The organism is Paenibacillus agricola (assembly GCF_011440305.1).
Classification (GTDB): domain Bacteria; phylum Bacillota; class Bacilli; order Paenibacillales; family NBRC-103111; genus Paenibacillus_S; species Paenibacillus_S agricola.
Genome location: NZ_JAAOIW010000002.1, coordinates 722914 through 745578 on the forward strand (window position 1 = coordinate 722914; position 22665 = coordinate 745578).

Annotated in this window: 26 protein-coding genes; 7 read left to right on the plus strand and 19 right to left on the minus strand. The window is 48.1% G+C overall.

What is annotated here, in order from left to right:
* Window positions 1-37: 37 nt before the first annotated feature.
* Both G9U52_RS07715 and G9U52_RS07720 read right to left on the minus strand, forming a co-directional pair.
* On the minus strand, window positions 38-928 hold the full coding sequence (locus G9U52_RS07715; protein ID WP_166147940.1) for a LysR family transcriptional regulator: 891 nt from the start codon (window positions 926-928) through the stop codon (window positions 38-40).
* Window positions 929-1120: 192 nt separating this feature from the next.
* Window positions 1121-1855 carry a class I SAM-dependent methyltransferase gene (locus G9U52_RS07720; RefSeq protein WP_166147942.1) on the minus strand — a complete coding sequence of 245 codons (735 nt, stop codon included), beginning with the start codon at window positions 1853-1855 and terminating at the stop codon, window positions 1121-1123.
* 195 nt (window positions 1856-2050) lie between these two features.
* Here G9U52_RS07720 and aroA point away from each other — a divergent pair, with 195 nt between their 5' ends.
* Entirely contained in the window at window positions 2051-3418 is a 1368-nt protein-coding gene (gene aroA, locus G9U52_RS07725; protein WP_166147944.1) for a 3-phosphoshikimate 1-carboxyvinyltransferase, read from the plus strand.
* A 62-nt stretch (window positions 3419-3480) separates the two neighbouring features.
* Here aroA and G9U52_RS07730 read toward each other — a convergent pair whose 3' ends face one another.
* Window positions 3481-4389 (minus strand): LysR family transcriptional regulator, encoded by a 909-nt coding sequence (locus G9U52_RS07730; protein WP_166147946.1) that lies wholly within the window; start codon window positions 4387-4389, stop codon window positions 3481-3483.
* 114 nt (window positions 4390-4503) lie between these two features.
* Between G9U52_RS07730 and G9U52_RS07735 the strand changes: the two genes are divergently transcribed.
* From G9U52_RS07735 to G9U52_RS07745, 3 genes are all read left to right on the plus strand, one after another.
* Window positions 4504-5784, plus strand: coding sequence for an adenylosuccinate synthase (locus tag G9U52_RS07735; RefSeq protein WP_166147948.1), 1281 nt, complete (start codon window positions 4504-4506; stop codon window positions 5782-5784).
* A 139-nt stretch (window positions 5785-5923) separates the two neighbouring features.
* Window positions 5924-6589 carry a bifunctional transcriptional activator/DNA repair enzyme AdaA gene (locus tag G9U52_RS07740; RefSeq protein ID WP_243767190.1) on the plus strand — a complete coding sequence of 222 codons (666 nt, stop codon included), beginning with the start codon at window positions 5924-5926 and terminating at the stop codon, window positions 6587-6589.
* Complete coding sequence (locus G9U52_RS07745) at window positions 6573-7106, plus strand: methylated-DNA--[protein]-cysteine S-methyltransferase (protein WP_166147950.1); 534 nt, start codon at window positions 6573-6575, stop codon at window positions 7104-7106. Before G9U52_RS07740 ends, G9U52_RS07745 begins: the two co-directional genes overlap by 17 nt.
* Before the next feature lie 17 nt (window positions 7107-7123).
* Here the strand turns inward: G9U52_RS07745 and bcp are convergent, their stop codons facing one another.
* Window positions 7124-7591, minus strand: a complete 468-nt coding sequence (bcp, locus tag G9U52_RS07750; RefSeq protein ID WP_166147952.1) for a thioredoxin-dependent thiol peroxidase — start codon at window positions 7589-7591, stop codon at window positions 7124-7126.
* Window positions 7592-8257: 666 nt separating this feature from the next.
* Between bcp and G9U52_RS07755 the strand changes: the two genes are divergently transcribed.
* Window positions 8258-8518, plus strand: a complete 261-nt coding sequence (locus G9U52_RS07755) for a GlsB/YeaQ/YmgE family stress response membrane protein (RefSeq protein ID WP_166147955.1) — start codon at window positions 8258-8260, stop codon at window positions 8516-8518.
* 27 nt (window positions 8519-8545) lie between these two features.
* Window positions 8546-8995 carry a YtxH domain-containing protein gene (locus G9U52_RS07760; protein ID WP_166147957.1) on the plus strand — a complete coding sequence of 150 codons (450 nt, stop codon included), beginning with the start codon at window positions 8546-8548 and terminating at the stop codon, window positions 8993-8995.
* Between the two features lie 191 nt (window positions 8996-9186).
* On the opposite strand, the gene G9U52_RS07765 is transcribed toward G9U52_RS07760, so the two are convergent.
* The 12 genes from G9U52_RS07765 to G9U52_RS07820 all read right to left on the minus strand — a co-directional run bounded on the left by G9U52_RS07765 (window position 9187) and on the right by G9U52_RS07820 (window position 19033).
* Entirely contained in the window at window positions 9187-10029 is an 843-nt protein-coding gene (locus tag G9U52_RS07765; RefSeq protein ID WP_166147959.1) for a sulfurtransferase, read from the minus strand.
* Window positions 10030-10053: 24 nt separating this feature from the next.
* Window positions 10054-10803 (minus strand): ABC transporter ATP-binding protein, encoded by a 750-nt coding sequence (locus tag G9U52_RS07770; RefSeq protein ID WP_243767191.1) that lies wholly within the window; start codon window positions 10801-10803, stop codon window positions 10054-10056.
* A gap of 42 nt (window positions 10804-10845) precedes the next feature.
* Entirely contained in the window at window positions 10846-11883 is a 1038-nt protein-coding gene (locus G9U52_RS07775; protein WP_166147963.1) for an ABC transporter substrate-binding protein, read from the minus strand.
* Between the two features lie 44 nt (window positions 11884-11927).
* Complete coding sequence (locus G9U52_RS07780; protein ID WP_166147966.1) at window positions 11928-12704, minus strand: ABC transporter permease; 777 nt, start codon at window positions 12702-12704, stop codon at window positions 11928-11930.
* Between the two features lie 48 nt (window positions 12705-12752).
* Window positions 12753-14138: an LLM class flavin-dependent oxidoreductase gene (locus G9U52_RS07785; RefSeq protein WP_207952834.1), complete on the minus strand. Its 1386-nt coding sequence runs from the start codon at window positions 14136-14138 to the stop codon at window positions 12753-12755.
* A 13-nt stretch (window positions 14139-14151) separates the two neighbouring features.
* Window positions 14152-15138 (minus strand): aldo/keto reductase, encoded by a 987-nt coding sequence (locus G9U52_RS07790; RefSeq protein ID WP_207952835.1) that lies wholly within the window; start codon window positions 15136-15138, stop codon window positions 14152-14154.
* Window positions 15139-15302: 164 nt separating this feature from the next.
* Window positions 15303-16160: an ankyrin repeat domain-containing protein gene (locus G9U52_RS07795; protein WP_166147970.1), complete on the minus strand. Its 858-nt coding sequence runs from the start codon at window positions 16158-16160 to the stop codon at window positions 15303-15305.
* A gap of 250 nt (window positions 16161-16410) precedes the next feature.
* Entirely contained in the window at window positions 16411-16728 is a 318-nt protein-coding gene (locus tag G9U52_RS07800) for a hypothetical protein (RefSeq protein ID WP_166147972.1), read from the minus strand.
* Between the two features lie 149 nt (window positions 16729-16877).
* The gene (locus G9U52_RS07805) at window positions 16878-17654 is read right to left on the minus strand and encodes a sigma-70 family RNA polymerase sigma factor (RefSeq protein ID WP_166147974.1); all 777 of its coding nucleotides are present in this window, start codon (window positions 17652-17654) and stop codon (window positions 16878-16880) included.
* Window positions 17651-18100 (minus strand): anti-sigma B factor RsbW, encoded by a 450-nt coding sequence (rsbW, locus tag G9U52_RS07810; RefSeq protein ID WP_166147976.1) that lies wholly within the window; start codon window positions 18098-18100, stop codon window positions 17651-17653. The genes G9U52_RS07805 and rsbW overlap by 4 nt, the downstream gene beginning before the upstream one ends.
* Window positions 18101-18119: 19 nt before the next feature.
* Window positions 18120-18455: an STAS domain-containing protein gene (locus tag G9U52_RS07815; RefSeq protein WP_166147979.1), complete on the minus strand. Its 336-nt coding sequence runs from the start codon at window positions 18453-18455 to the stop codon at window positions 18120-18122.
* Between the two features lie 116 nt (window positions 18456-18571).
* Window positions 18572-19033: a DUF948 domain-containing protein gene (locus G9U52_RS07820; protein WP_243767192.1), complete on the minus strand. Its 462-nt coding sequence runs from the start codon at window positions 19031-19033 to the stop codon at window positions 18572-18574.
* A 154-nt stretch (window positions 19034-19187) separates the two neighbouring features.
* On the opposite strand from G9U52_RS07820, the gene G9U52_RS07825 reads away from it, so the two are divergent.
* Entirely contained in the window at window positions 19188-19343 is a 156-nt protein-coding gene (locus G9U52_RS07825; RefSeq protein WP_166147981.1) for a hypothetical protein, read from the plus strand.
* Window positions 19344-19478: 135 nt separating this feature from the next.
* Here the strand turns inward: G9U52_RS07825 and G9U52_RS07830 are convergent, their stop codons facing one another.
* The 3 genes from G9U52_RS07830 to G9U52_RS07840 form a co-directional block, all read right to left on the minus strand.
* Window positions 19479-20075 (minus strand): hypothetical protein, encoded by a 597-nt coding sequence (locus G9U52_RS07830; RefSeq protein WP_166147983.1) that lies wholly within the window; start codon window positions 20073-20075, stop codon window positions 19479-19481.
* Between the two features lie 17 nt (window positions 20076-20092).
* Complete coding sequence (locus G9U52_RS07835) at window positions 20093-21292, minus strand: glucose-1-phosphate adenylyltransferase (RefSeq protein WP_243767193.1); 1200 nt, start codon at window positions 21290-21292, stop codon at window positions 20093-20095.
* A gap of 176 nt (window positions 21293-21468) precedes the next feature.
* Complete coding sequence (locus G9U52_RS07840) at window positions 21469-22656, minus strand: hybrid sensor histidine kinase/response regulator (RefSeq protein WP_243767194.1); 1188 nt, start codon at window positions 22654-22656, stop codon at window positions 21469-21471.
* Window positions 22657-22665 lie beyond the last annotated feature (9 nt).

The following is a 22665-nucleotide window of genomic DNA, read 5'->3' on the forward strand; positions in this document are numbered from 1 at the left end:
CGTAGCCATTCCCCTTCTCTAGGCTCAAGCGGGGAGCCTAGAGAAGCTCCATATCGGCTACAAGCTCTTTGACAAAAAATGCCGCCGCTTGCGACAAGTCCCCATTTGGAATCGTCACTACGCCAATAGAGCGTGCCGGGATCGGCTCGACGATATCAAGCTCCACCAATGTACCTGCTGCCAAATCCTCCAGGACGAACTCCCTGGTTATTAAAGAAATGCCCATGCCTTTACGGACAAAATCAATCAGCAAATCGACGCTGCCCAGCTCAATATCGGGCACAATGTCCAAGCCGTAGGTTTGCAGCAGCGCATGAAAAAATGCACGTGAGCGGCTCTGAGCCGACAGCATCACGAACGGCTGCCGAACCAGCTCCTGGAGCGTAATCGGTGCCCCGGCAAGATGGGCATACTCCGGTCCCGCGACGAAGCAGTCCTGAACCGGACGTGTCATCTGCACGTGAAGCCGTTCATCGACCGGCAAATGCGCGATGCCACAGTCGATTTCTCCATCTCGCAGGCGCTGGAGAATATGCTCGGTTTTGCCATGGGACAGGCAGATGCGGACGCTCGGATGTGCTTTGTGAAACTTGTCGAGAAACGGGAACAAGAAATATTTACAAAGCGAATCGCTGGCTCCTAGCCGGATTGTCCCTGCCATAAATGTCTTCATCTCGCTGATTTTTCGCTCGCCGGCAAGCAGCAGCCCATATGCCTGCTCCACATAATGGAACAACGTGCTGCCCTCCTCGGTCATCTCGACGCCCTTCGCTTTGCGTAGCAGGAGGCGTACGCCTAGCTGCTCCTCCAGCTGCTTGATCGCATAGCTGGCACTAGGCTGCGTGATGAATAGCTGCTGGGCAGCGCCCGTGATGCTGCCCGCCTTCACTGTATAATAAAATACTTTATAGAAATCCATTGAGCTCATCGTATGGAAACCTCTCTAATCGAAATGATGGGCATTGATTATGTCTATGTTAATTATACATAACAATAAATATCTTTATAAGTCAATGTCCTGCTTACCGTACAACAGCATCGATTCAATCATAGACACCATTCCACGCTAAACATATTTCCGATTTCAAGAGGAATTAATGGTCCTTTTACCTATCATCACTTAATTTTTCACTGCGGCGATCAAGAGGAACATGGGGCGGCGGAGCTCGTCTAACATGCCGGGAATCTCGTCCAGCATCTCTCTAGTTGGCTGCGGCTCGGAGAGCTTATTCATGCTAAAGCCGGATTCTATCAAGGCATTCATGTGAGTGGCGATCGTTCGATGGTATTTAACAACATCATTATCCAGAAATCTCGCCAGCCGTGCTCCTTCATTCTGGTAGCCATCGACTGGCCAATGCAGCTTTTCGCCTTGCGGACCGTAATACCAATCCTGCTCAGCCATGGCGGTATAAACCGGATGCTCAACCGAGAGTACAAAGGCGCCTCCAGGTTTAAGGCAGTGATGGACCTTCTGACAGATGATGTCGAAGTGCTCAACATAATGAAGGGCAAGCGAGCTGATGACCACATCAAATTGCTCAGCGGCAAAATCGATATCTTCGATCGCAAGTTGAAGGTACTCGACTCCTGAGTCCTTGTTATTAGCCCGCGCACGCTCCAGCATATTCTCCGAAAGGTCAACTCCCACCACAGAACTGGCATGCTGTTCCCGTGCATACCGGCAGTGCCAACCAAAGCCACAGCCAAGATCCAGCACTTTTTTATCGCGTAGCTCAGGAAGCATCGCACGAAAGGCAGGCCATTCTCCAGCAGCCTCCAGTCCACCAATTGAACGCCGCATCTGGCTGTATTTTGCAAAAAATCCTGAATCATCATATTTGTTCTGTTTCATGCCACCCAATCCTCCCATCTCTAATCGTAATTTATCACATTTCCAAAGTGGTTGAAAACTTACCCTAAGGCATTGCTTTTCTCTATGCCAAATATAGAAATTAGCGATTATCTTTATATGTCGATACTCCTTATACTTACAACAAGCAACACAGTAAAAGTGCTTATTCACCACACTCCAAAGGAGCGAAATCAAATGACCATTGATAACCGCAACCGTTCAAATCTAGAGCTTCAGGCACGCTCGCCTTGGGGAGCGACACCTGGCAGGAAGCAGGTAGAAATTCATCCACCCGTTCAAGCACCCGATGGCATGATTGCGATCCCCGGCAGCAAAAGCTGCACGAATCGAGCCCTCGTTATTGCTGCTTTGGCGAAAGGCACTTCAACGATCGGGCATATCCTGCGCAGCGATTATTCGTACTGGTGCCTGGACGCCTTGCAAAGGCTTGGCGTCCAAATGGAGATCGAAGGGAGCACAGTGACCATCGAGGGTACTGGCGGACGCTGGCCGAATCGGCAAGGCCGCTTGTATTTGGGCTCGGCAGGAACGGCAGCACGGTTCCTGCCCGGTGCTCTGGCGGCTAGCGCTAGCGGGAGCTGGCTGGTCGAGGGCAGCCAGCAGCTGAGCGAGCGACCCATTCGCCCGCTGGTCGATTCGCTCCATCGATTAGGAGCGAATATCCGTTATGCAGCGACGGATGGCCAGCTTCCGCTGGCGATTGAGGCGCAGGGGCTAAACGGGGGAAGCGTGAGCCTATCAGGTGCTGTATCCAGCCAATTCATTAGTGGCTTATTAATCGCCAGTCCCTATGCGAGAGAAGCAACGCGTATAATTATAACGGATTCGATCGTCCAACAAGCCTATGTCCGATTAACGATCGAGCTGATGGAGCAATTTGGTGTTAGTGTCATGCATAGTGAGCGGCTGGATCATTTTGTGATCCAGCCACAAGCATACACAGCCCAGTCGCTTACCTTGGAGGCCGATGCCTCCTCTAGCTGCTATGCGCTCGCCTACGCCGCCCTAACTGGTGGGCATGTGATGATCACTAATTTACCGGCTCATACCAACCAACCGGATATTGGCATGCTGGAGCTATTCGAACGAATGGGCTGCCGTGTTAAAAAGAGCGAAGCTGGGGTTGAGCTATGGGGAGCCCCCCAATTAAAAGGCGGATTCACCATCAGCATGAAGGAAATGTCCGACCAAGCGCTGACGCTTGCGGCCATCGCTCCTTTTGCCGATGCGCCCATTACCATCACGGATGTCGCCCATATTCGCAGCCACGAATGTGACAGGATTCATGCAATGTGCGAATCCCTCAGCCGCCTTGGCATTAATGTGGAGGAGCATGCGGACGGGATGACGATTCATCCCGGAACGCCGCTGCCAGCCATACTGCCCACCTATGATGACCATCGCATGGCGATGTCCTTAAGCTTAATCGGCTCCCGAGTAGCCGGCATCCGTATACTCGACCCTGGCTGTGTATCCAAAACCTACCCTTGCTATTTTGAAGATATGGAGAAGCTAGGGCTAGGATTCACACAAGTCAATTAAAAATAGTTGGCCATCTCTCCAGTCTCGTCTGCTCGATTAACCGTCCCATCATCCACCATAACTTATAGCGACTGTTTCTCTTTGCTATTTTCAGGCAATAATAGCTCAATAAACTGCTTTGCTGCTGCCGATATGGGCACTCCCTTCAGCGTAACAATTCCCGCTTGCCTTGGGGGTATCGGCTGTTTAAGCTTAATCTCGACCAATGTGCCGGCAGCAAGCTCCGCCGTCACAAAATTTCGGATCACGTAGGCGATGCCAAGCCCGATCCGGGCAAAATCAACGAGCAGATCAATGCTGCCCAGCTCGATCTCCGGCTGCAGCTTTAAGCCTTGGCTTTCCGCAAAGCGGTCCGCGTAACGCCTAATGCTGCTGCCTTGCTCTAAGAGCAGCAACGGATAAGTGACCAATCGCTCCATAGCCAATCGCTCCTTGGCCAGCTCATTGTAGGCTTTTCCCGCCACGAACGTGTCCTGCAGCTCAAGCGCTTCTTGCACTTGCAGCTGACGGTCCTCGATAGGAAGGTTGACGATACCAAAATCGACCTTCCCCTGCTTCAACAGGGCAATCGTTTCCTGCGTAGTCCGGTTGGTTACCTTCAGCTTAATAAAGGGGAAGCTGTGATGGAATTGCTCCACATGCGGCAGCAAATAATGCTTGCAGAGCGTATCGCTCGCACCGATAGCGATTTCTCCGCTGTGCAGCTCATGCATCGATGTGAGCTCCTTCTCCCCTGCTTGGATGAGATGATATGCCTTCTCGATATAACGAAAGAGCACCTCTCCCTCATGAGTTAGCTCCACCCCTTTTGACGTGCGAAAAAAAAGCTTGCCGCCCAGCTTTTCCTCCAGCTGCTTAATGGCGTAGCTAACAGCAGGCTGCGTAATATACAGCTCCTCCGCCGCTCTAGAAAAGCTTCCTGCCTTTGCGATGATATAAAAGACCCGATACGACTCCAAATTAGTCAGCATTCGCTATCAACCACCTTTATATCTTGTATAAGTAATATCAATTTAACTTATGTTGTCAAGTTGATTATACTAAAGTATGTAGAATGAAACCATTAGGAAATGAGGCGATTCAGCATGCCGGTTACAGCTATTGTAGGGGCTAACTGGGGAGATGAAGGTAAAGGAAAGCTTACGGATGCCTTGGCATCGCAGTCCGATTATGTCGTGCGTTACCAAGGGGGAAGCAACGCCGGCCATACGATTATTAATCATTATGGCAAGTCTGTACTTAACCTGCTGCCCTCAGGCGTATTTGATCCTAATGTGGTCAACGTGATTGGACCGGGGGTAGCACTTAACATTGCCGACCTGATGAAAGAATGGCATCAATTGCTCGCAAGAGGCATTCCTGCACCTAACTTAGCCGTTTCAGAACGCGCACAGGTACTTATGCCCTACCATATTCGTTTTGACGAATTAGAGGAGGAACGCCTTGGCGCCAATAGCTTCGGTTCAACCAAAATGGGCATCTCCCCCTTCTACGCAGATAAATATGCGAAGCTGGGCATCCAGGTAGCCGAATTATATGATACGGAAAGGCTGCTCAGCCGCCTGGAAGCCTCTTTAGCTGCCAAAAATGTGCTGCTCCAGCATCTTTATAACCAGCCCCCTATTCTTGCAGCAGACCTGCTTCCTGATATTCTCCACTGGGCTGCGTTTCTTAAGCCGTTTGTCCAGGATACAACGACATTGCTTAATGAAGCATTGGCCGAGGGAAAAACCGTGCTGGTAGAGGGCCAGTTGGGCTCCTTGCGTGATCCCGACCACGGCATCTATCCGTTCACGACTTCCTCGTCGACACTAGCCGGATTTGCTGCTGTAGGCGCGGGCATTCCACCGCATCAAATTACGCGGGTGCTGGCTGTCACCAAAGCCTATTCGAGCTGTGTGGGAGCGGGACCTTTCGTTATGGAGCTTGCGGGTGAAGCTGCCGAGGAGCTGAGACGACGCGGCGGCGATGCCGGCGAATTTGGCGCAAGAACGGGGCGCCCCCGTCGGGTAGGCTGGTTCGATGCGGTAGCAACCCGATACGGCTGCCTGCTGCAGGGAGCCACGGAGGTCGCTCTAACCAATCTCGATGTGCTTGGCTATCTGGACGAAATTCCGATATGCACAGCCTATGAGCTTCATGGCGAACGAACCATGAAATTCCCGGTTATGGAGCAGCTTCGTTATGCCCAGCCGGTGATCGAAACCGTACCCGGCTGGAAATGCGATATCTCGCATATTCGCCAATTTACGGATTTGCCGCAGGAGGCGCAGGCTTATATCGCCTTACTGGAGGAGCTGATCCAGACGCCGATCCGCTTTATTTCCAACGGTCCGAAGCGGGAGCAGCTGATGGAACGAAGCTAAAGGACGAAGCCAAAAAGACTGACGAAGCCCTCCGAAGACAGGGCGGAATCAGTCTTTTTTCGATTTCGTTATCTTGCTGTTACATTCCAAATAGCGTACAAAGGCCAGTAGAAGGGTTATACTGTTCATAGAGGTGAACATGATGGCAAAGCTATTCAAACCACTGGAAACGGAGCGACTGATCGGTAAGCCAGACGAAGCGGTCCATCTATCGATTTCGGACAAACTGACGGATGAGCAATGGCAAGCCATCATCCATAACGATGCTGCTTATGATGGCCAATTTTTTTATGCGGTAAAAACTACAAACATTTTTTGCCGACCCTCCTGTAAATCCAGACCGCCCAATAAACTGAATATTGGCTTGTTCCAGACCGCCGAGCAGGCCTTGTCCGCAAACTATCGGCCCTGCAAGCGCTGTAAGCCTACCGGCCAACGGTTGCCCGATCATGAATGGGTGGCTTCCGTCACAGCCTACATCGAATTGAACTACATGGAGCATGTAACGCTGAACCTGCTTGCAGATATTAGCCATGGAAGCCCCTATCATCTACATCGAACCTTCAAGAAGGTCAAAGGTATGACTCCCGTAGCCTATATCCAGCAAATCAGAATCGGGCACGCCCAGCAGCAGCTAATTTCCACGAAAAAAGGTATAGCCGAAATTGGGCAAAGCGTCGGTTTACCCAACACTCCTTATTTTATTACCCTGTTCAAAAAGAAAACCGGATCTACACCAGGGGACTACCGCCAGCTACAGCTCCAACTTATAAAGGAGGCCTCCGAAAATGGACAACACCCTTAATTCTCCAATCTATTGGACGCTGCTAAAGCACGAGGATTGGAATATGTATATCGCGGCTTCATCCCAAGGCCTTTGTTATGTAGGCGCGCACAATCAATCCTTTGAAGACCTCGCCAACTGGATCCCTATTCGTTTTCCACGCAGAACTTTACTTCAGGATGATGATGCCATCCTAAGGCTGGAGCCTTATAAAGTCCAGCTTATCGAATATTTGCAGGGGTCACGAACAAGCTTTACCGTTCCCTTCGACTTCCATGGGACACCTTTTCAGTTGGCTGTCTGGAACGCGCTTTGCGACATTCCTTATGGACAAACCAAGTCCTACTCGGACATTGCCAACCAGATCCAAAAGCCGGCCGCAGTCCGTGCAGTTGGGGCTGCCATTGGTGCTAACCCTATTCTGATTACAGTACCCTGCCATCGTGTAATAGGAAAAAACGGGACGCTAACCGGATACCGTGGTGGCATGGATATGAAAACCAGGCTGCTGCAGTTGGAGCGCAGCAGCTGTATCTAAAAAATCCGACTTACCGCCTACAGCTGCTTGATCGCTTCCAGCACTTCGGCAACATGCCCGTCCACTTGGACAACGCGCCATTCTTTAACTAATATGCCCTGCTCGTCAATCAGGAATGTAGAGCGTTCGACGCCGTAGAACTGTTTGCCGTCTCTTTCGCGAAGCTTCCATACGCCAAATTGCTCGCATACTTGGTGGTCGACATCCGATAGCAACTGAAAAGGTAGCTGGTATTCGTTAATAAATTGGTTATGTGACGCTAAATCGTCCGGGCTGATTCCGATTACCTCGGTATTCAATTGCCCGAATTGGCCGTTGAAATCTCTGAATTCGCAGGATTCCTTCGTGCAGCCTGGTGTCATGTCCTTAGGATAGAAATAAATAAGTACCCTTTTGCCTCGGAAATCGTTTAGAGAGACCTCGGCTCCATTAGCTGCTGGCAAAGTGAAATTTGGAACGGGCTGGTTAACTTGTACGGTTGTCATGGGTTAGCTCCTTTAATGGCGAATTTTAGTTGTTAACTCTATATTACCATAAACTGTCTGTGACAAGAACACGGGATCGCTACCCGACGTGCCTCTGTAGGCATTTGTTATCATGCTGTAATATAATTGAAATCAAGCCTTCATCGTCCCTTAATGTAGTTCGGCTATACTAATCCATGACCCCCTTTTAAAATATAGTTTTACTTAAGACCCGCAGCCCGTTGCTCGCGGGTCTCTTTTTGTCTATTAGGCTATAAACGGAGCTTTCCTTGAAACCACACCCGAATAATATTTCTGGGCACGCTCCCTGAAGACAGGTCACGCCAGCGCCTAGTTTTGCATATACTATTTTGTAATCGTCACCAAGCTGTAATCCTTAAACGCTGGTCCCTGATGCGGCATCGCCCCAAGAAATTGTACTCGACTAAACCTATCCTTCGCCCGTTGCTCGCTACCTCAGCATAGTTTTAAGACTTCAATGCCTTAAAACTACCCTGACGCTCCTGGAACTCCTTAGACAAGCCCGGATATTCGCGTAGGCGCAGGTACTGCTTAGCTTGGGGCGAAACTAAGTTTGATCATCCGCCTTTCACCATGTTTCGCCTTGCGGGCAGCAGGGTAATATACAGCATGGAAGGATACCTAACCCGAAAGGAGCGTGGTGACATGATAAGCTTATTAGTAACTATTATCATGGCAATCGTCATTGGAGCTATTGGTTCTGCAATAGCGCCAGGCGGAATGCCGGGAGGCATTTTAGGATCTATGATTGCCGGATTTGTAGGTGCGTGGCTCGGCAGCTGGCTGCTGGGAGCGTGGGGACCTATTATCGGAGGATTTGCCGTATTACCTGCAATTATCGGGGCTGCTTTGTTCGTCCTTATCTTGACTTTACTGGCAAGAACGATGAATGGCAGAACCTCATAATCTAAAAACAATTAGGAGTGGATGAGAATGTCTACAGAATCGAGTCGGAGTAATGTATTGGCAGCAACAATTATTGGTGGTGCAGTAGGAGCGTTAGTCGCTTTACTGTTAGCACCTAAATCAGGCCGTGAGCTTAGAGAAGACATTAAAGGTACCGTACAAACTCTACAAACCAAAAGCTCAGAGCTGTTGGAGCAGGCTAAAGTAACTACCTCTGATACCCTTCAGCTTGTTAAAGAGCATGGAGCAGAGCTAGTAGACAAAGCGAAGGAAGTAGCAGATAATGCAGCCCATTCAGCTCGCATTGCTACAGAAACTATCGCTCAAGCTGTTCATAAAACTACAGATCAAGCTGCTGATTCCATCCATAAAGCCACTGATCAAGTAGCGGATTCCGCACATAAAGCAACTGATACAGCTGCAAATGCTGCTGTTAACGAAACCAAGAAATTGGATGCGGTCGGCAACAAATATTAGTTCGCTTTAACACCCTTACTTAATAAGGAAGACCTAAGAAAGCCCGTCAGGATGATCATCCTGACGGGCTTTTATCGTTAAACCAAACCAAAGGAGGTCGGACTCTTGCTCCACACCAAAAGGTGCAGCAGGTCGCTCGCTCACAACCTGTCACATCCCCCAAACCCGCGCCCCACGCGACCTCCCGGCTACTACTCTTCCCCCGTGGCTACCGGATTATCGCTGTAGGAAATCCAGTCACTCCAGCTCCCCGCATACAGCTTCACCTTCGTGAAGCCTGCCTCCTTGAGCGTCAGCACATTCGGTGCGGCACTGATCCCCGAGCCGCAGTACACAATAATCTCCTCATCCTTCGGGAGATTAACGAACCGCTCCGCCTGTGCGGCAGCATTCTTCCAACGGCCGCTCTCGTCGAGCCCGTCTTTCCAGAAATGCAACACAGCGCCAGGAATATGCCCCGCAATGGGGTCAAATGGCGAGGCGAGCCCCAGATATTGCTCGGCATCGCGCGAATCGACCAAGGTAGTGCCAGCCCGATGCAGCGCCGCTCGCACGTCATCGACACCAACCAGTTGATCGCTTCTTACATCGGGAAGAAAGGTTTTCTTCTCCGGTACGCTCTGCTCAGCGGTAACCGACCGCCCAGCGTCTACCCAAGCCTTGTACCCGCCGTCCAGTACATACACGTCCTTGATCCCCAGGTACTGCAGCACCCACCACAGCCGTGCAGCCGCAGGGCCGTTGACATCTTCGTAAATAACAACCGTTGTTTCCGCATCAATGCCAAGCGCCCCAAAATATAGGGCCAAACGCTCCGGCGACTGCAGCGGACTTCTGCCGCCATGCTCGCTCGGCTCATCCTGCAAATCGGTTTTCAAATCTACGAATACCGCTCCCGGCAAGTGCCCCTTTTGATAAGCGTTCCTGCCGTAAGCGGCATCCTTGGGGGAAAAGCGGACATCCAGAACAGCAACCTCCCCCTGCTCTAGCCGATTTCGCAGCCAGCCAACATCTACTACTTGTGATTGAGCCAAGATGATGCACCTCCATTGAATGAATTAAATAATAAATTCCATTTGATCCTGCGTCTTCACTTGCTGGAGCGCTGCATAGATATCGCTCTGAATCTTGATCAGTTCCAGATCGTCCCGCTTGCGCGGCCTTGCTTGCGGCACATGGAACTCCGCCTGCACGCGTCCCGGTCTAGGTGATAGCAGCACAACACGATCGCCTAAATATACGGCTTCCGAAACATCATGCGTCACGAATACGACTGTTTTCTTCTCTGCTTCCCAGATGCCAAGCAGATCGTCCTGCAATTGCAGCCGCGTCAAATGGTCAACCGCGCCGAACGGCTCGTCCATTAGCAGCACTTCCGGATGGTTAGTCAGCGCCCTCGCCAATCCGGCACGTTGTCGCATTCCGCCGGAAAGCTGATGCGGATACTTTCGCTCAAAACCGCTAAGCCCTACAAGCTCAATATATTTAAGCGCTGCTTCACGCCGTTCTGCTTTAGTTACACCGCGAATTTCGAGTCCAAGCTCAATGTTCTGCTGAACCGTGCGCCAAGGATACAAGGAGGGATCCTGAAAAACCACACCCAGCTCCTTGCTAGGTCCCTTCTGCGGCCTGCCTCCCAAGAGCACTTCGCCCGAGGTCGGCAGTTGGAGACCCGCAAGGATTTCCAGCAGCGTGCTTTTGCCGCAGCCGCTCGGACCCAGAATCGAGACGAATTCACCGTCCCGAATGGTTAGGTTAATGTCTGATAGCGTCTCAATCGGCTCCACGCTATCATATACTTTTGACAATTGGGTAATCTCAAAGCCCGCCATATGTGCACCCCAGCTCTATTACTTTTTAGGAAGAAAGCGCAGATCTACTAACTTATCAATATCATAAATTTTGTCTTGGAAGCCCAGATCAAGCTGAATTTGCTGCGTTTCCTTCAAAGCGTTCAAATCGACATTCGGGTTATTTTCCCATAACACCAGTTCGCGTTCAAACGCCTTGTCAACCGCTGCCGGATCTACCTTCACTGTGGCCAGGAAAAATTTCTTGTACTCATCCAAGTGGCTTTTCGCATAGTCTTGGGACTTGAAGTACGCGCTAATCAATTTTGTCAATACTTCCGGCTTCTTCTCGACGAAATCATTGCTGGCAGCGAGCACGCCTGTGTGGAAGTTCGGCAGGTAGTCCCAGCCTTTAGCCAGAATTTTACCTTTGCCGGAAAGCTCGGCCAGCGAAGCGAACGGCTCATGAATAATCGTCGCATCTACTTGTCCGTTTGTCAGGCTTGCATAAGCCGCATCATTCACGCCATTAGCAATAAGTGTAACATCCGTTTTCTTCAGACCACTTTTATTCAAAATCACTTGCGTAGTTACATCCAATCCACTTCCGAATGCTGCTGCGCCGATCTTTTTACCTTTCAAATCTTCAATTTTGTTAATGTTTGGACCCGCGATTAAATAAAATGGACCCTTCGTTCGGAAAAGTGAGGATACGATCTTAATCGGGGCGCCTTTACCTGCTGCCACAATAGCAGAAGTCGTAGCAATATCGCCTACATCGATGCTTTTGCTGTTCAAGCCGGCTACAACGTCTTGCGTACTAACTAACTCTACATCCAAACCCTCTGCTTTGAAGATACCCTTCTCTATGCCAAAAGATACCGCAAGACCGCTGACGCCGTTAAATGCCGCATAACGAACCTTTTGCAGCTCCGTGCTAGCAGCCGGCGTTGGTGTAGCGGCTGTTGTAGCTACAGGTTTAGGAGCAGCCGCAGGTGTGTTTGTTGCGCTCGAATTCGTTGTAGATCCGCAGCCTGCCAGTACCGTTGCCAGCAATATTCCTGTAACCCAGCCTTTTGTCAACTTGTTCAATTTCATCAGTCATTTCTCCCTTTAGTTGGTTGTATGTACGCGATGTATGGTTAAGATGATTTCCATTTCAGAAACACTTTTTTCTCTAATAGATCGATACCTGCAATAATTAAGACCGACACGATCGTCACTAATGTAATGATTGCAAAAGCTTGCGCCGTGTTGTAAAGCGAAGTAGCCTTCACCAGCAGGTTGCCTAGACCATCCTTAGAGGCCACCATCTCTCCGAATAGCGCACCGACAAGCCCCGTTGCCGCCGATACCCGCAAAGCGACAAAAATTGTAGGTGCTGCGGAAGGCAGGATAACCTTCATAATCGTTTGGAATTTGGAAGCCTCGAACACGCGCGCCACCTTAAGATGATTCTCCGAAGTTTGCTTGATGCCCGTAATCGTATTGAAGGCTATTGTGAAAAAGCAAAACAGGAACACGATGACCATCTTGTGCGTGAGACCAATACCAAGCCATAGCATCAGCAGCGGAATGAGCGTGACCTTAGGCACCGCCATCAGCGCTGATAAGAAAGGTCTGAAAAAATCCTCCGCCCGCGGTACCAGCACCAGCACCAAGCCGGTTGCGATACCAGCGACGGCTGATATCAGAAAGCCGCCAAAAAACTCCTGCAGCGTAATTCCCAGGTGATGCAAAACGTCCCCTTCCACGAACAATTTAACAATTTCTTTAACGACCTCTGTAGGTGCTGACAAATATAGCGAGCCTACAATCTCTTGCCGAACGAGATACTCGCATACTCCAAGAAAGATAAAGAGAAGCACGATCTGTCCAATTATTATGCGGCTAAGCCGGTTTTTTTTCTTGTTGCCCATGAGGCTCCTCCATCCCATTGTTCTCAGGCCTATATCTCCTTACTCGGCTTATTCGCCTTGCAGCGCAGCCTGCTTCTGCTTCGCCCAAACACTCTCTGGACGCGACAATCCGAAATGCTCCCGGAAGGTGCTGCCCTCGTATTCGATACGGAACAATCCGCGGCGCTGCAGCTCGGGAACGACGAGGTCAATGAACAGATCCAGACCGCCCGGCAGATAAGGGGGGCAGATGTTAAAGCCGTCCGCCGCTTCACCCACGAACCACTCCTCCATTTGATCGGCGATCTGCTCGGGGCTACCAACAATAAGACGATGACCTCTGGCGATAGCTGAAAAATAGTGGAATAGCTCGCGAACCGTAATATCCGCGTGACCCGAAGCCTTTTGCGCCAGCCCTACGATTGCTGTTACCTCTTTGATAGGCAGCGTTGAAAGAGAAAGCTCAGGTAGAGGACCATCAAGCGGATAAGCGGTCAAGTCGATTCCGATCCTGTCCGAGAGCGGCTTCAGATCGAAATTCGTGACGAGAAGCTCGCTAAGTTCCCGATATTTGGCTCTCGCCTCTTCTTCGGTACGGCCGACCAGTGGTGCCAAGCCCGGCATAATAAATAGCTCGTCCTTGCTCCGCCCGTACTTGGCCAGCTTACCTTTGATGCTCGCATAAAAAGCCTGCGCATCCTCCAACAAAACCTGACCGGTAAATATCACATTGGAGAACTGTGCCCCAAGCTCTTGGCTGCGTTCCGATGTGCCAGCCGACAGCAGAGGAATCTGCCCTTGCGGCGGTCGGGCGACATTCAATGGACCGGCGACGGAAAAGTGCGCGCCTTTGTGGTTAAGGGCGTGTACTTTGGTCTCGTCTACATAGACACCAGTTGCCTTGTCACGAACAAAAACATCATCTTCCCAGGAATCCCACAAATCCTTGACGATTTGCACGAATTCCTCGGCATAATCGTAACGGCGCGCATTGTCCCAATGCTTCTCACGGCTGAAATTTTGCGCGGCGCGAGCATCAGCACCCGTAACGACATTCCATGCCGTACGCCCGCTGCTCAAATAATCCAAAGAAGCGGTTTGCCGAGCGATATGGTAAGGCTCGGCGTAAGTCGTGTTTGCCGTCACAATTAATCCGATCTTATCCGTAACCGCCGTCAAATGGGCGATCATCGTGAACGGCTCCATTCGAACCATCTGAGAAGGGAATTGATACTGCATATCTGCACTCGAAGCCAGAGCATCCCCAAGGAAGAAGAAATCGAACTTAGCTTCCTCCAGACGCTGCGCTACGCGCTGTAGGAACTTGGGATCAAATGCGCCGTCAGCCACCGATTCCGTCAGCCTCCAGCCTGCTGGATGGTAACCGGTAGAGAATAGAAATAATCCAAGGTGAAGCTTGCGATTTGAGTTAATGTTAGTGTTAGTGTTAGCCAATGGGCTCAGCCTCCTAGGAAATTAATTTAATTTTACGAGAGATTGTATCAACGGTTGTTAGTTCTACATTCGACAGCCGCTGATCCGCGAATTGCAGCGCATCGCGGATTTGCTCCGGCTTGGAGGCGCCCAATATCGCTGAGGATACATAAGTGTGACTCAGCACCCATGCCAGCGAGAATTGCGCCAGCGTCCAGCCGCGCGCTTCGGCAAGCGGACGAATCGCTTCAACCAGCTCGTAAGCAGGATTGCTTGTCAGCAGCTGCTCAAGAGGCTTCTCGCCTGCAGCCAGACGCGAGCCCTCCTGCGGTTGTTCGCCCTGCTTGTACTTGCCGGTTAAGATTCCTCGGCCGAGCGGGCTGTACACGATGACTCCCACCTTCTCAGACTCCACGAACGGTACAAGCTCCCGCTCCATATCACGCGAGATGAGGCTGTACTCGGGTTGAACGCTCTCGAAACGGTTCAGCTTGTGCAGGGCGCTGACGCCATGCGCCTTAGCCAGCTGCCATGCCGCATAATTGGAGCAGCCGATATAGCGAATTTTCCCTGCCTTGACCAAATCATCAAGCGCGCCAAGTGTTTCTTCGATCGGTGTTTCAGAGTCAAATCCATGCACCTGATACAAATCGATGTAGTCGGTCTGCAGCCGGCGCAAGCTATTCTCAATCGCCCGATAAATGTGGTAGCGGCTGAGTCCCGCATCGTTGACACCCGTCCCAACACGCGCCAACGCCTTCGTTGCCAGCACAATGTCGTTTCTTTTGCCCTTCAGAATCCGGCCTAGAATAGCCTCTGACTCACCTGTCAGATTCGGATCGCCCACATCCATGCCTCTTCCGTAAACGTCGGCGGTATCGATGACATTAATTCCCGCTTCCAGCGCTTGGTCGAGAACCGCGGTCGACGTTGTTTCATCGATCCAGCGACCGAACGCCATGGTACCTAAGCTAACTTCGGATACCTTAAGACCGGTTCTTCCCAATTTTCTGTATAACATATCCAAGTACCCCCTTTTCAAAAAAATAAAATATCGGAAAGGACTACATGCCTATGTAATCGTCCCTATGGCTATCCGATAGAACGGTACATTATATATCGTTTTCACATCGGTTAAGTCGGATAAAGATCAGCCGAAAGCCTATAACTTTCGACTTAGATCATTTAATCCTTCAAGAGCTCCGCAGAAGCCGCATACCCTTTGCTAACGGCTACAACATATGGAGTTTCCTCATCTGCATTCAAGGCTGTCTTATCAGCGCCATGCTGCAGGAAAAGCTTAATGAGCAAATCCCGACCGAAATAAGCTGCGACATGAAGCGCACTGTAGCCTAGCCTCAAGCTTCCCTCGCACTTCGCGTTCACATCAGCGCCATAGCTGATCAGTATTTTGATAATATGCTCATAATTGCCTAAAATCGCCGAATGGATAGCCATATTGTTCAAATTGCCATCCCTGCTTCTTGCATTAACGTCAGCACCCGACTCGAGAACAAACTTGACCGTCTCTTCATTGCCAAAGTGTGATGCTAACCCAAGCGGATTGTAGCCATCCTTGCTATAAGCAGACAGCAGCTCAGGAGACTGCTCCACAAGCTCCTTCACACGCGCCGTGTTGCCGACAGCAGCAGCCTCAAATATGCTAAGCTCCACGCCATTATCGATCAGCAACTCTTTAATCTCATTCGCACGTAAATAGGTTGCCATAAGAATGGCCGTTTCCCCTTCGCTGTTCCTTGCATTAACCAGCGTGGAATCTTTATGAATCAATGCCGTCACCATCTCGACATTATTCATCTTAACAGCCTCGATCATCTCATTCCTAAGCTGCTGTACATGATCTGCGAGAAGCTGAGCTTTCCGAAGCAGCTCCTCCGAGGATTGAATACCGACATTCATTAAATGAGTTACTGCCCTCGAACGGTTCGTTTCAAGCCCCGAATCAACTAGCAAATCTACCGCCTTCAAGGCTTTTTCATCAAGTCGTATAGAAATGACCATTGTAGGCTTTTTCTTTGCCACGGGCACTCCCCTTTGTATTATTGAAATTTAAATTACAAAAAATAATATATCACAGTATTATTGAAAATGCTAGCATTGTATTCATATAGTTTTACACGGAATTAAAATTACCGTTTTACATCGTTCAAATATTCTTCCGTTGCAAATGTTCAAAGTTAATTTTGATGGGCTTACCTTTTCACTGCAGCCACACAGGCATTAAAAATGGGCTGTACAGGAGCCCACGGCTCCCATACAACCCATATATGTTTTAATTTTCTAAAAGCTGCAGCATGGCTTCTGGATCTTTGCGTTCATTTAGCAGCTGGCCCACATGAATCTTGGGTCTATCCGGTTTTACAAAATGTCCATTTTCCAAGTAATAGCCTTTTGATTTAGCGGCGGTATGCAGCTTACAGAAATGCTCTGCCGCAACAATAGCTTCTTCTAGCTTTGGGAATGTTTCCAACACATTGCCCTTCCCTAAAGGATTAACCTGGGCTTGAATACTTACTTGATAGGATTTAGGATCAATCTCACGAACTAATACCTCACTGTCGTCACAAGTAATCGTGTGTCTTATTGTCATAACAACCACCGCCTTTGCATGTATGGATCTTTGAACTACATACATATAATTACCCCTTTCGCTCATCCATGAATCTTACATAGAGACCATAAAAAAGTGGATGTTGGATACTACATATATAAAAGAACACGCCCTGTGGGACGTGTTCTTTATAGATCTGTCATTTCCCTTGATTCTGCTAACAATACCTTAAGCTTATCCAATGCGCGCTTCTGGATACGCGATACACTCATCTGCGAAACATTTAGCTCCTGAGCGATCATTCTTTGCGATTGACCGTCCACATAAGCAAGCTGGAGCACCTGCTGTTCTTCAGGCTTCAACTGGGCCATGGCTTCCTCAATATCAAGACGACGCTCCAACTGCTGGAAATCATCCTTCTCGGTACCGAGCAAGTCTCCAATCGTAGCCCCATTTTCCTCTGTAGAAAGCGGAGTATCCAAGGAAACATAATGGTAATATTCCCTACCGGCCAATATTTCAATCGTTTCTTCTATGGTTAGCTCCACATCGGTAGCAATTTCCTCAACATTGGGGGATCTCTCCAAAATAACAGTGAGGCGATCAATCGCTTCTTGAATCCGCCCGCCTTTTTCCTTAACACGGCGCGGAACCTGCACATACCAAGACTTATCACGTAAATAATTTTTCATATGCCCTATTACGCTTTTCATCATATAAGGCTCGAACTGAACGCCTTGCGCAACGTCAAATTGCTTAAAAAGCCGCAGCATTGACATTTGTCCGACTTGATATAAATCCTCATAGAGGTCCGGACGATTGCGAGACATTTTTCCAGCTGCCATTTTTACTAAGGATTCGTATTTTAGCAGCAGAATTGTTGCCACCTCGTTACAACCCGTCTCCTGATACTGGATGATCAGTTCATGGGCGCTAGATGCCGGTCTCTCTGGATTTAATTTCATACCATTTCCTCACTTTTACTCAGCCATTTGGTCAAAATGACTTCTGTACCTCCATTACTTTTCACTTCGACTTCATCCATTAAAGCTTGCATTAAATAAATTCCCAAACCACCAATGTTAGCTTCATCCAATGTTTGTTCATGTAGCGACTGGGCTTGTTGAACCTTTTCTGCATAGTTAAAGCTAGCTCCCTCATCCTTTACGGAAATGCGTATGCCAGATTCCAGCAATTCAAAGGCTACATCCATGGTGCCTGTACGACCTGGCTCATAGGCGTGTACAACGGCATTGTTACATGCTTCAGCTACAGCAACCTTCATATCTTCAATCTCTTCATATGAGAAGCCTACCTTGCTGCACAGACCGTATAACGTCAACCTTACCACATCAATAAATTCCGCATCCGCAGGAAGAGTCATACAGACCAGTCGAGTATTCGAATTCATATCGTTTTTTCTTTCCTTTCTAATTCAGATTATTCGAAGATTGTTGGATAAATGAGGTAAGCCCGGTCATATCGAATAAACGCTGAACCTTTAATGGAATTTCCACAACTTCGATAGGTGCTTTTAGGACATTTCTTGCTTTTAATAACGATAGAATAACACCGATACCCGTACTATCGATGTATTGAAGTTCACTTAAGTTAAGTACAAGTTTACGCCCTGTATCCGCTACATAAGGATCAGCAGCAGCACGAAGCTCGGCAGCCTTGGATAAATCCAATTCTCCTTTTAAATATAGCACCCAGCTATCTGCTGTTGCCTGTTTATCGATCACAAACACATGTTGTCGATTCATCCAAGTAGTTCCTCCTTCAAATTCACTCTAAAATAGAGTGTACACAATTATCTTAATTATCTTGATTATCTTATCATTTACCCCATTATCTATCGAACGAAACATGATAGCAATAATTATTTACTAGCAGCTGCCATTTGTTTTTTTAATTTTATTTGATGCCATATGTCAAGAATTAAAGGGATCGTTTGAATCGCTTTTGCAATTTTGCTGGTTGCTGGCAAATACGCTTCGCTTTCTACTTTATTCTTAATCGTACGTGCCACGGATACAGAAGCATTTTTCACGGAAGTCGTAATTTCATCTACGGCTTCGCCCACTTGTTTGACCGAATGAAAAGTAGGCTCCAGCGAATGCAGCTTATTCAATACATCTACAGTTACAGCATTAGTATGGCGCAAAACATCGGAAGCCTCTTTAGTCACGCCTGCCAAATGATGCTGAAGTTCATGGATGGTCGAATTCGTTTGGACCAATAGAGCAGACATGGAACGTAATGTCGTAATCAAAAACACAATAAGCACCACAATTGCTAAGGCAACTGCAGCCACACTAATTTCAATAATCAAGTTATTCATAAGTCTTATCCCCCTCGTGGTAATAGCTATTAATAGCTAAGTTATGAACTAATTACCCTGAGTGCTACCGTTTGAAACGGTGATTCATCCCTGATTTTCATGGGTAATTGCAGTCATAACCGTTTAACCTACAAACCTTAAAGGAGTGATACCCATGGATGAATTTAAAACTGAAAAGGTCAATACCTCGGAAACACGTCTCGATAAAGGCCAAGTCGCATCAACCTTTATCAAATATGCAGCTTACATCATTATCTTCTTCGGATTTTTGTATTTTCTCGTCAAATTCATATTTCCAGCATTTAATTAATGGAGTTTAAAGCCAAATACGGTAAATTTAACAAATGGAAATGGAATCAACTTAAAAACCGTTAGCTATTCAGGTTTAACATAAACCTGATAGCCAACGGTTTTTTAAGATACGTTTAACATATAATTGTTATCGTTATTGGGCACTTACATGGAAAAAGCTCACGTATTTAATAGGGCTATCGCTAGCGCTGGTTTCGCTAAAAATTTTAAAAGCATGGTTGCCTTGGCGATAAACAAGTCCATCCTCACTCTCGAAAAAAGGAGTGCCCAACCTCTGCTTGAGCTGGTCAAACGGAATAATCGTTCCATCGATAATGACCTTACCAACCGCTGCAGGAACGACAATACTCTGAATGTGGTCATTCACCATATTGATTTCGCAATCTTTGTACACATAAGTAAGAGATGTCTTCACGACCTCATCTTGGACGATGTTTTGCGGTTCTCCTTTAACCTCATGGATCTTGGCTAGATCATCGGTTAAGTAAATACCATTTAAAGAAGCTAATGGCAAGGAAGGGGAAGGAAGAAGTGGTTCAGCCGCTACGGTTGTGGAAGCTATTGCAGCTTCTGCGTGAGTTACAGCTTGGGCTTGAGCTTGAGTTTGGTTCTCTGGTGCATTCGATAAACTCATCGATAATACAGGCTGATTATAGGCCTGATTATGCGCCCATATGCCTCCTGCCGAGAGCAGGCTGAGTAGCGCAATCACCCACATTCTTCTTCTCATATTCTCCCTCCTCTCCCTTAACCAATCATCTCAATCCTTAGCTTACTGGCAGGAATATATACCTTAGGCAGCTTTTCATCTTTAGCATAGATCACTTCTTTATCGCCTATAACCGATACCCCATTACTGTTAGCAAAGCCTAAGGCTACGCCATCACGGATCACAGCACCTTCGCCAATAATGGCTTTATGAATGGTGACACCTTGTCCAATAATTGCTCCTGGCATAATAACACTATCAATAATACGGCTGCCCATGCCAATAACGGCTCCTGTCGAAATAACCGAATGATCGATAATGCCTTGGATTTTGCAATTATCATAAATTAAGGATCTGCGGATTAAACCGGAAGCATCCTTATGTAAGATAGGCTTGCTCGTAGCAACAGTGTGCAATGGCCAATGCTCCGAAGCGCATTGAAATTTAGGGTGGGCACCCAGTAAATCCATATGTGCTTCCCATAAGCTATCTAAGGTGCCTACGTCCTTCCAGTAGCCTTTGAAGGAATAGGCCTGCATCGATGCACCGCTGTTCAACATAGCAGGAATGACATCCTTACCGAAGTCATGGCTTGAGCCGCTGGTAGCTGCATCGGTATCTAAAAATCTTTTTATAAAAGCTGTTTTAAACACGTAAATACCCATAGATGCCAAATTACTTTTAGGCACCTCTGGTTTCTCCGTAAATTCGGTAATATTTCCTTTATTATCGGTGTTCATAATGCCAAATCGGCTTGCCTCTGTCCAGGAAACAGGAGTAACAGCAATCGTGGCATCTGCGGCTGTATCATGATGGTGCTTTAATAATTGGCTGTAATCCATTTGGTAAATATGATCCCCAGACAGAACCATTATATGCTCTGGTTGGTAGCGTTCAATAAAATTCCAGTTTTGGTAAACCGCATCGGCTGTACCCGTATATCCTTTTGCTCCCACATGCTTTTGTGTTGAGCATAATAGGGCAATTTCTCCTTGATCTGCAGGTTCTAACCAAGCATTGCCTTTTCCAATATGTTGATGCAAAGCCTCTGGAAGGTATTGCGTCACTACGCCCACCTGTTTGATACCTGAATTTTTGCAATTGCTTAATGCAAAATCGATCATTCGCGCCGCTCCACCAAAATGAACAGCCGGTTTAGCTTTATTATGTGTAAGTACACCCAGTCTCCGCCCTTCCCCTCCGGAAAGCAACATCGCCACGCATTTCACACTGCTCATTTACAATCACCCAACCCTTCATATTTATTTCCCCTAGTTTATGTTGCCTTCCTCATTATTAAACGATGAAGGTCCTGCTGAAACATTGGGTATGATGGGTGATAAAGAGTTTTAATCTTTGTATAAAACGAGCAACTTAAAAGCCCGAACAGGAAGCTTGCTTCTGCTCAGGCTTTTTATATCGAGCCGATTCGGGCACGAATGGTGAATATGAACATAGCGCCTTCTTTATAATTAGGGTCCAAACGTATGCTGCCGCCCAGCAGCTCCGCTAAATTTTTGCAGATGGCTAGACCAAGCCCCGTCCCCCCATATTTACGGGTAGTCGAGGAATCCAATTGCGAGAACGGACGGAACAGCACATTCCTCTTACCTTCCGGAATACCGACCCCTGTATCCCTTACGCTGAACTCCAGCTCTATATCCTCTTCATGCTCCTTAAGCTTTTTGACAGCTAGATATACGCCGCCTTCTTGTGTAAACTTCACGGCGTTACCGATCAAATTCATTAAAATTTGCCTTAAACGAGCCTCGTCACCCAACAGATATTCAGGAAGGCTCGGATCCATTTCGAAGGACATATCGAATAGCTTTTTGCGCCCATCCATTTGGAATAAATCGAAAACCTCCTGCAAACTGGAACGTAGATGGAATATCTCTTCGATTTTTTCCATTTTTCCTGACTCGATCTTAGAGAGATCCAAAATATCGTTAAGGATCGCCAGCAAGGAAGCGCCGCTTTTCCGAATCGTCTCAGCAAACTCCAGCTGCTCCCCATTTAATTCGGTATCCATTAATAAATCAGCCATTGCCAACACCCCATTCAACGGTGTGCGGATCTCATGACTCATCACTGCCAAAAATTCAGATTTGGCTCGCACCGCTTGCTCAGCGGCTTCCTTAGCCAGCTCCAGCTCCTCTTTACGTTGATTGAGCAATACCGTTTGCTGCTGTAATTTTTGCTGGGTTAAATAAATATGGACAAAGCCGGCAATTTTCGACCTCAGCACATGAGGGATCACAGGCTTCACCATATAGTCAATAGCACCTACGGAATAAGCAGTGAACGACTGGTCCTGCTCACCATAAGCGGCTGTTACGAAAATAATCGGAATATCCTTGGTTCGATCACGGGATTTGATCCATTGCGCAGTTTCGAAGCCGTCCATACCCGGCATTTGCACATCCAGTACAATGACAGCAAAATCATAGGAAAGCAAGCAACGCAGTGCGGCCTCTCCGGAGTTCGCCTTGATCAAGTGGTACTGCTGGTCTCCCAGCACTGCTTCTAAAGCCAACAAATTTTCCGTCTGGTCATCTACCAGTAAGATACGAATCGGCTCGATCATAAGTAGCTGCTCCATTCTATTAAA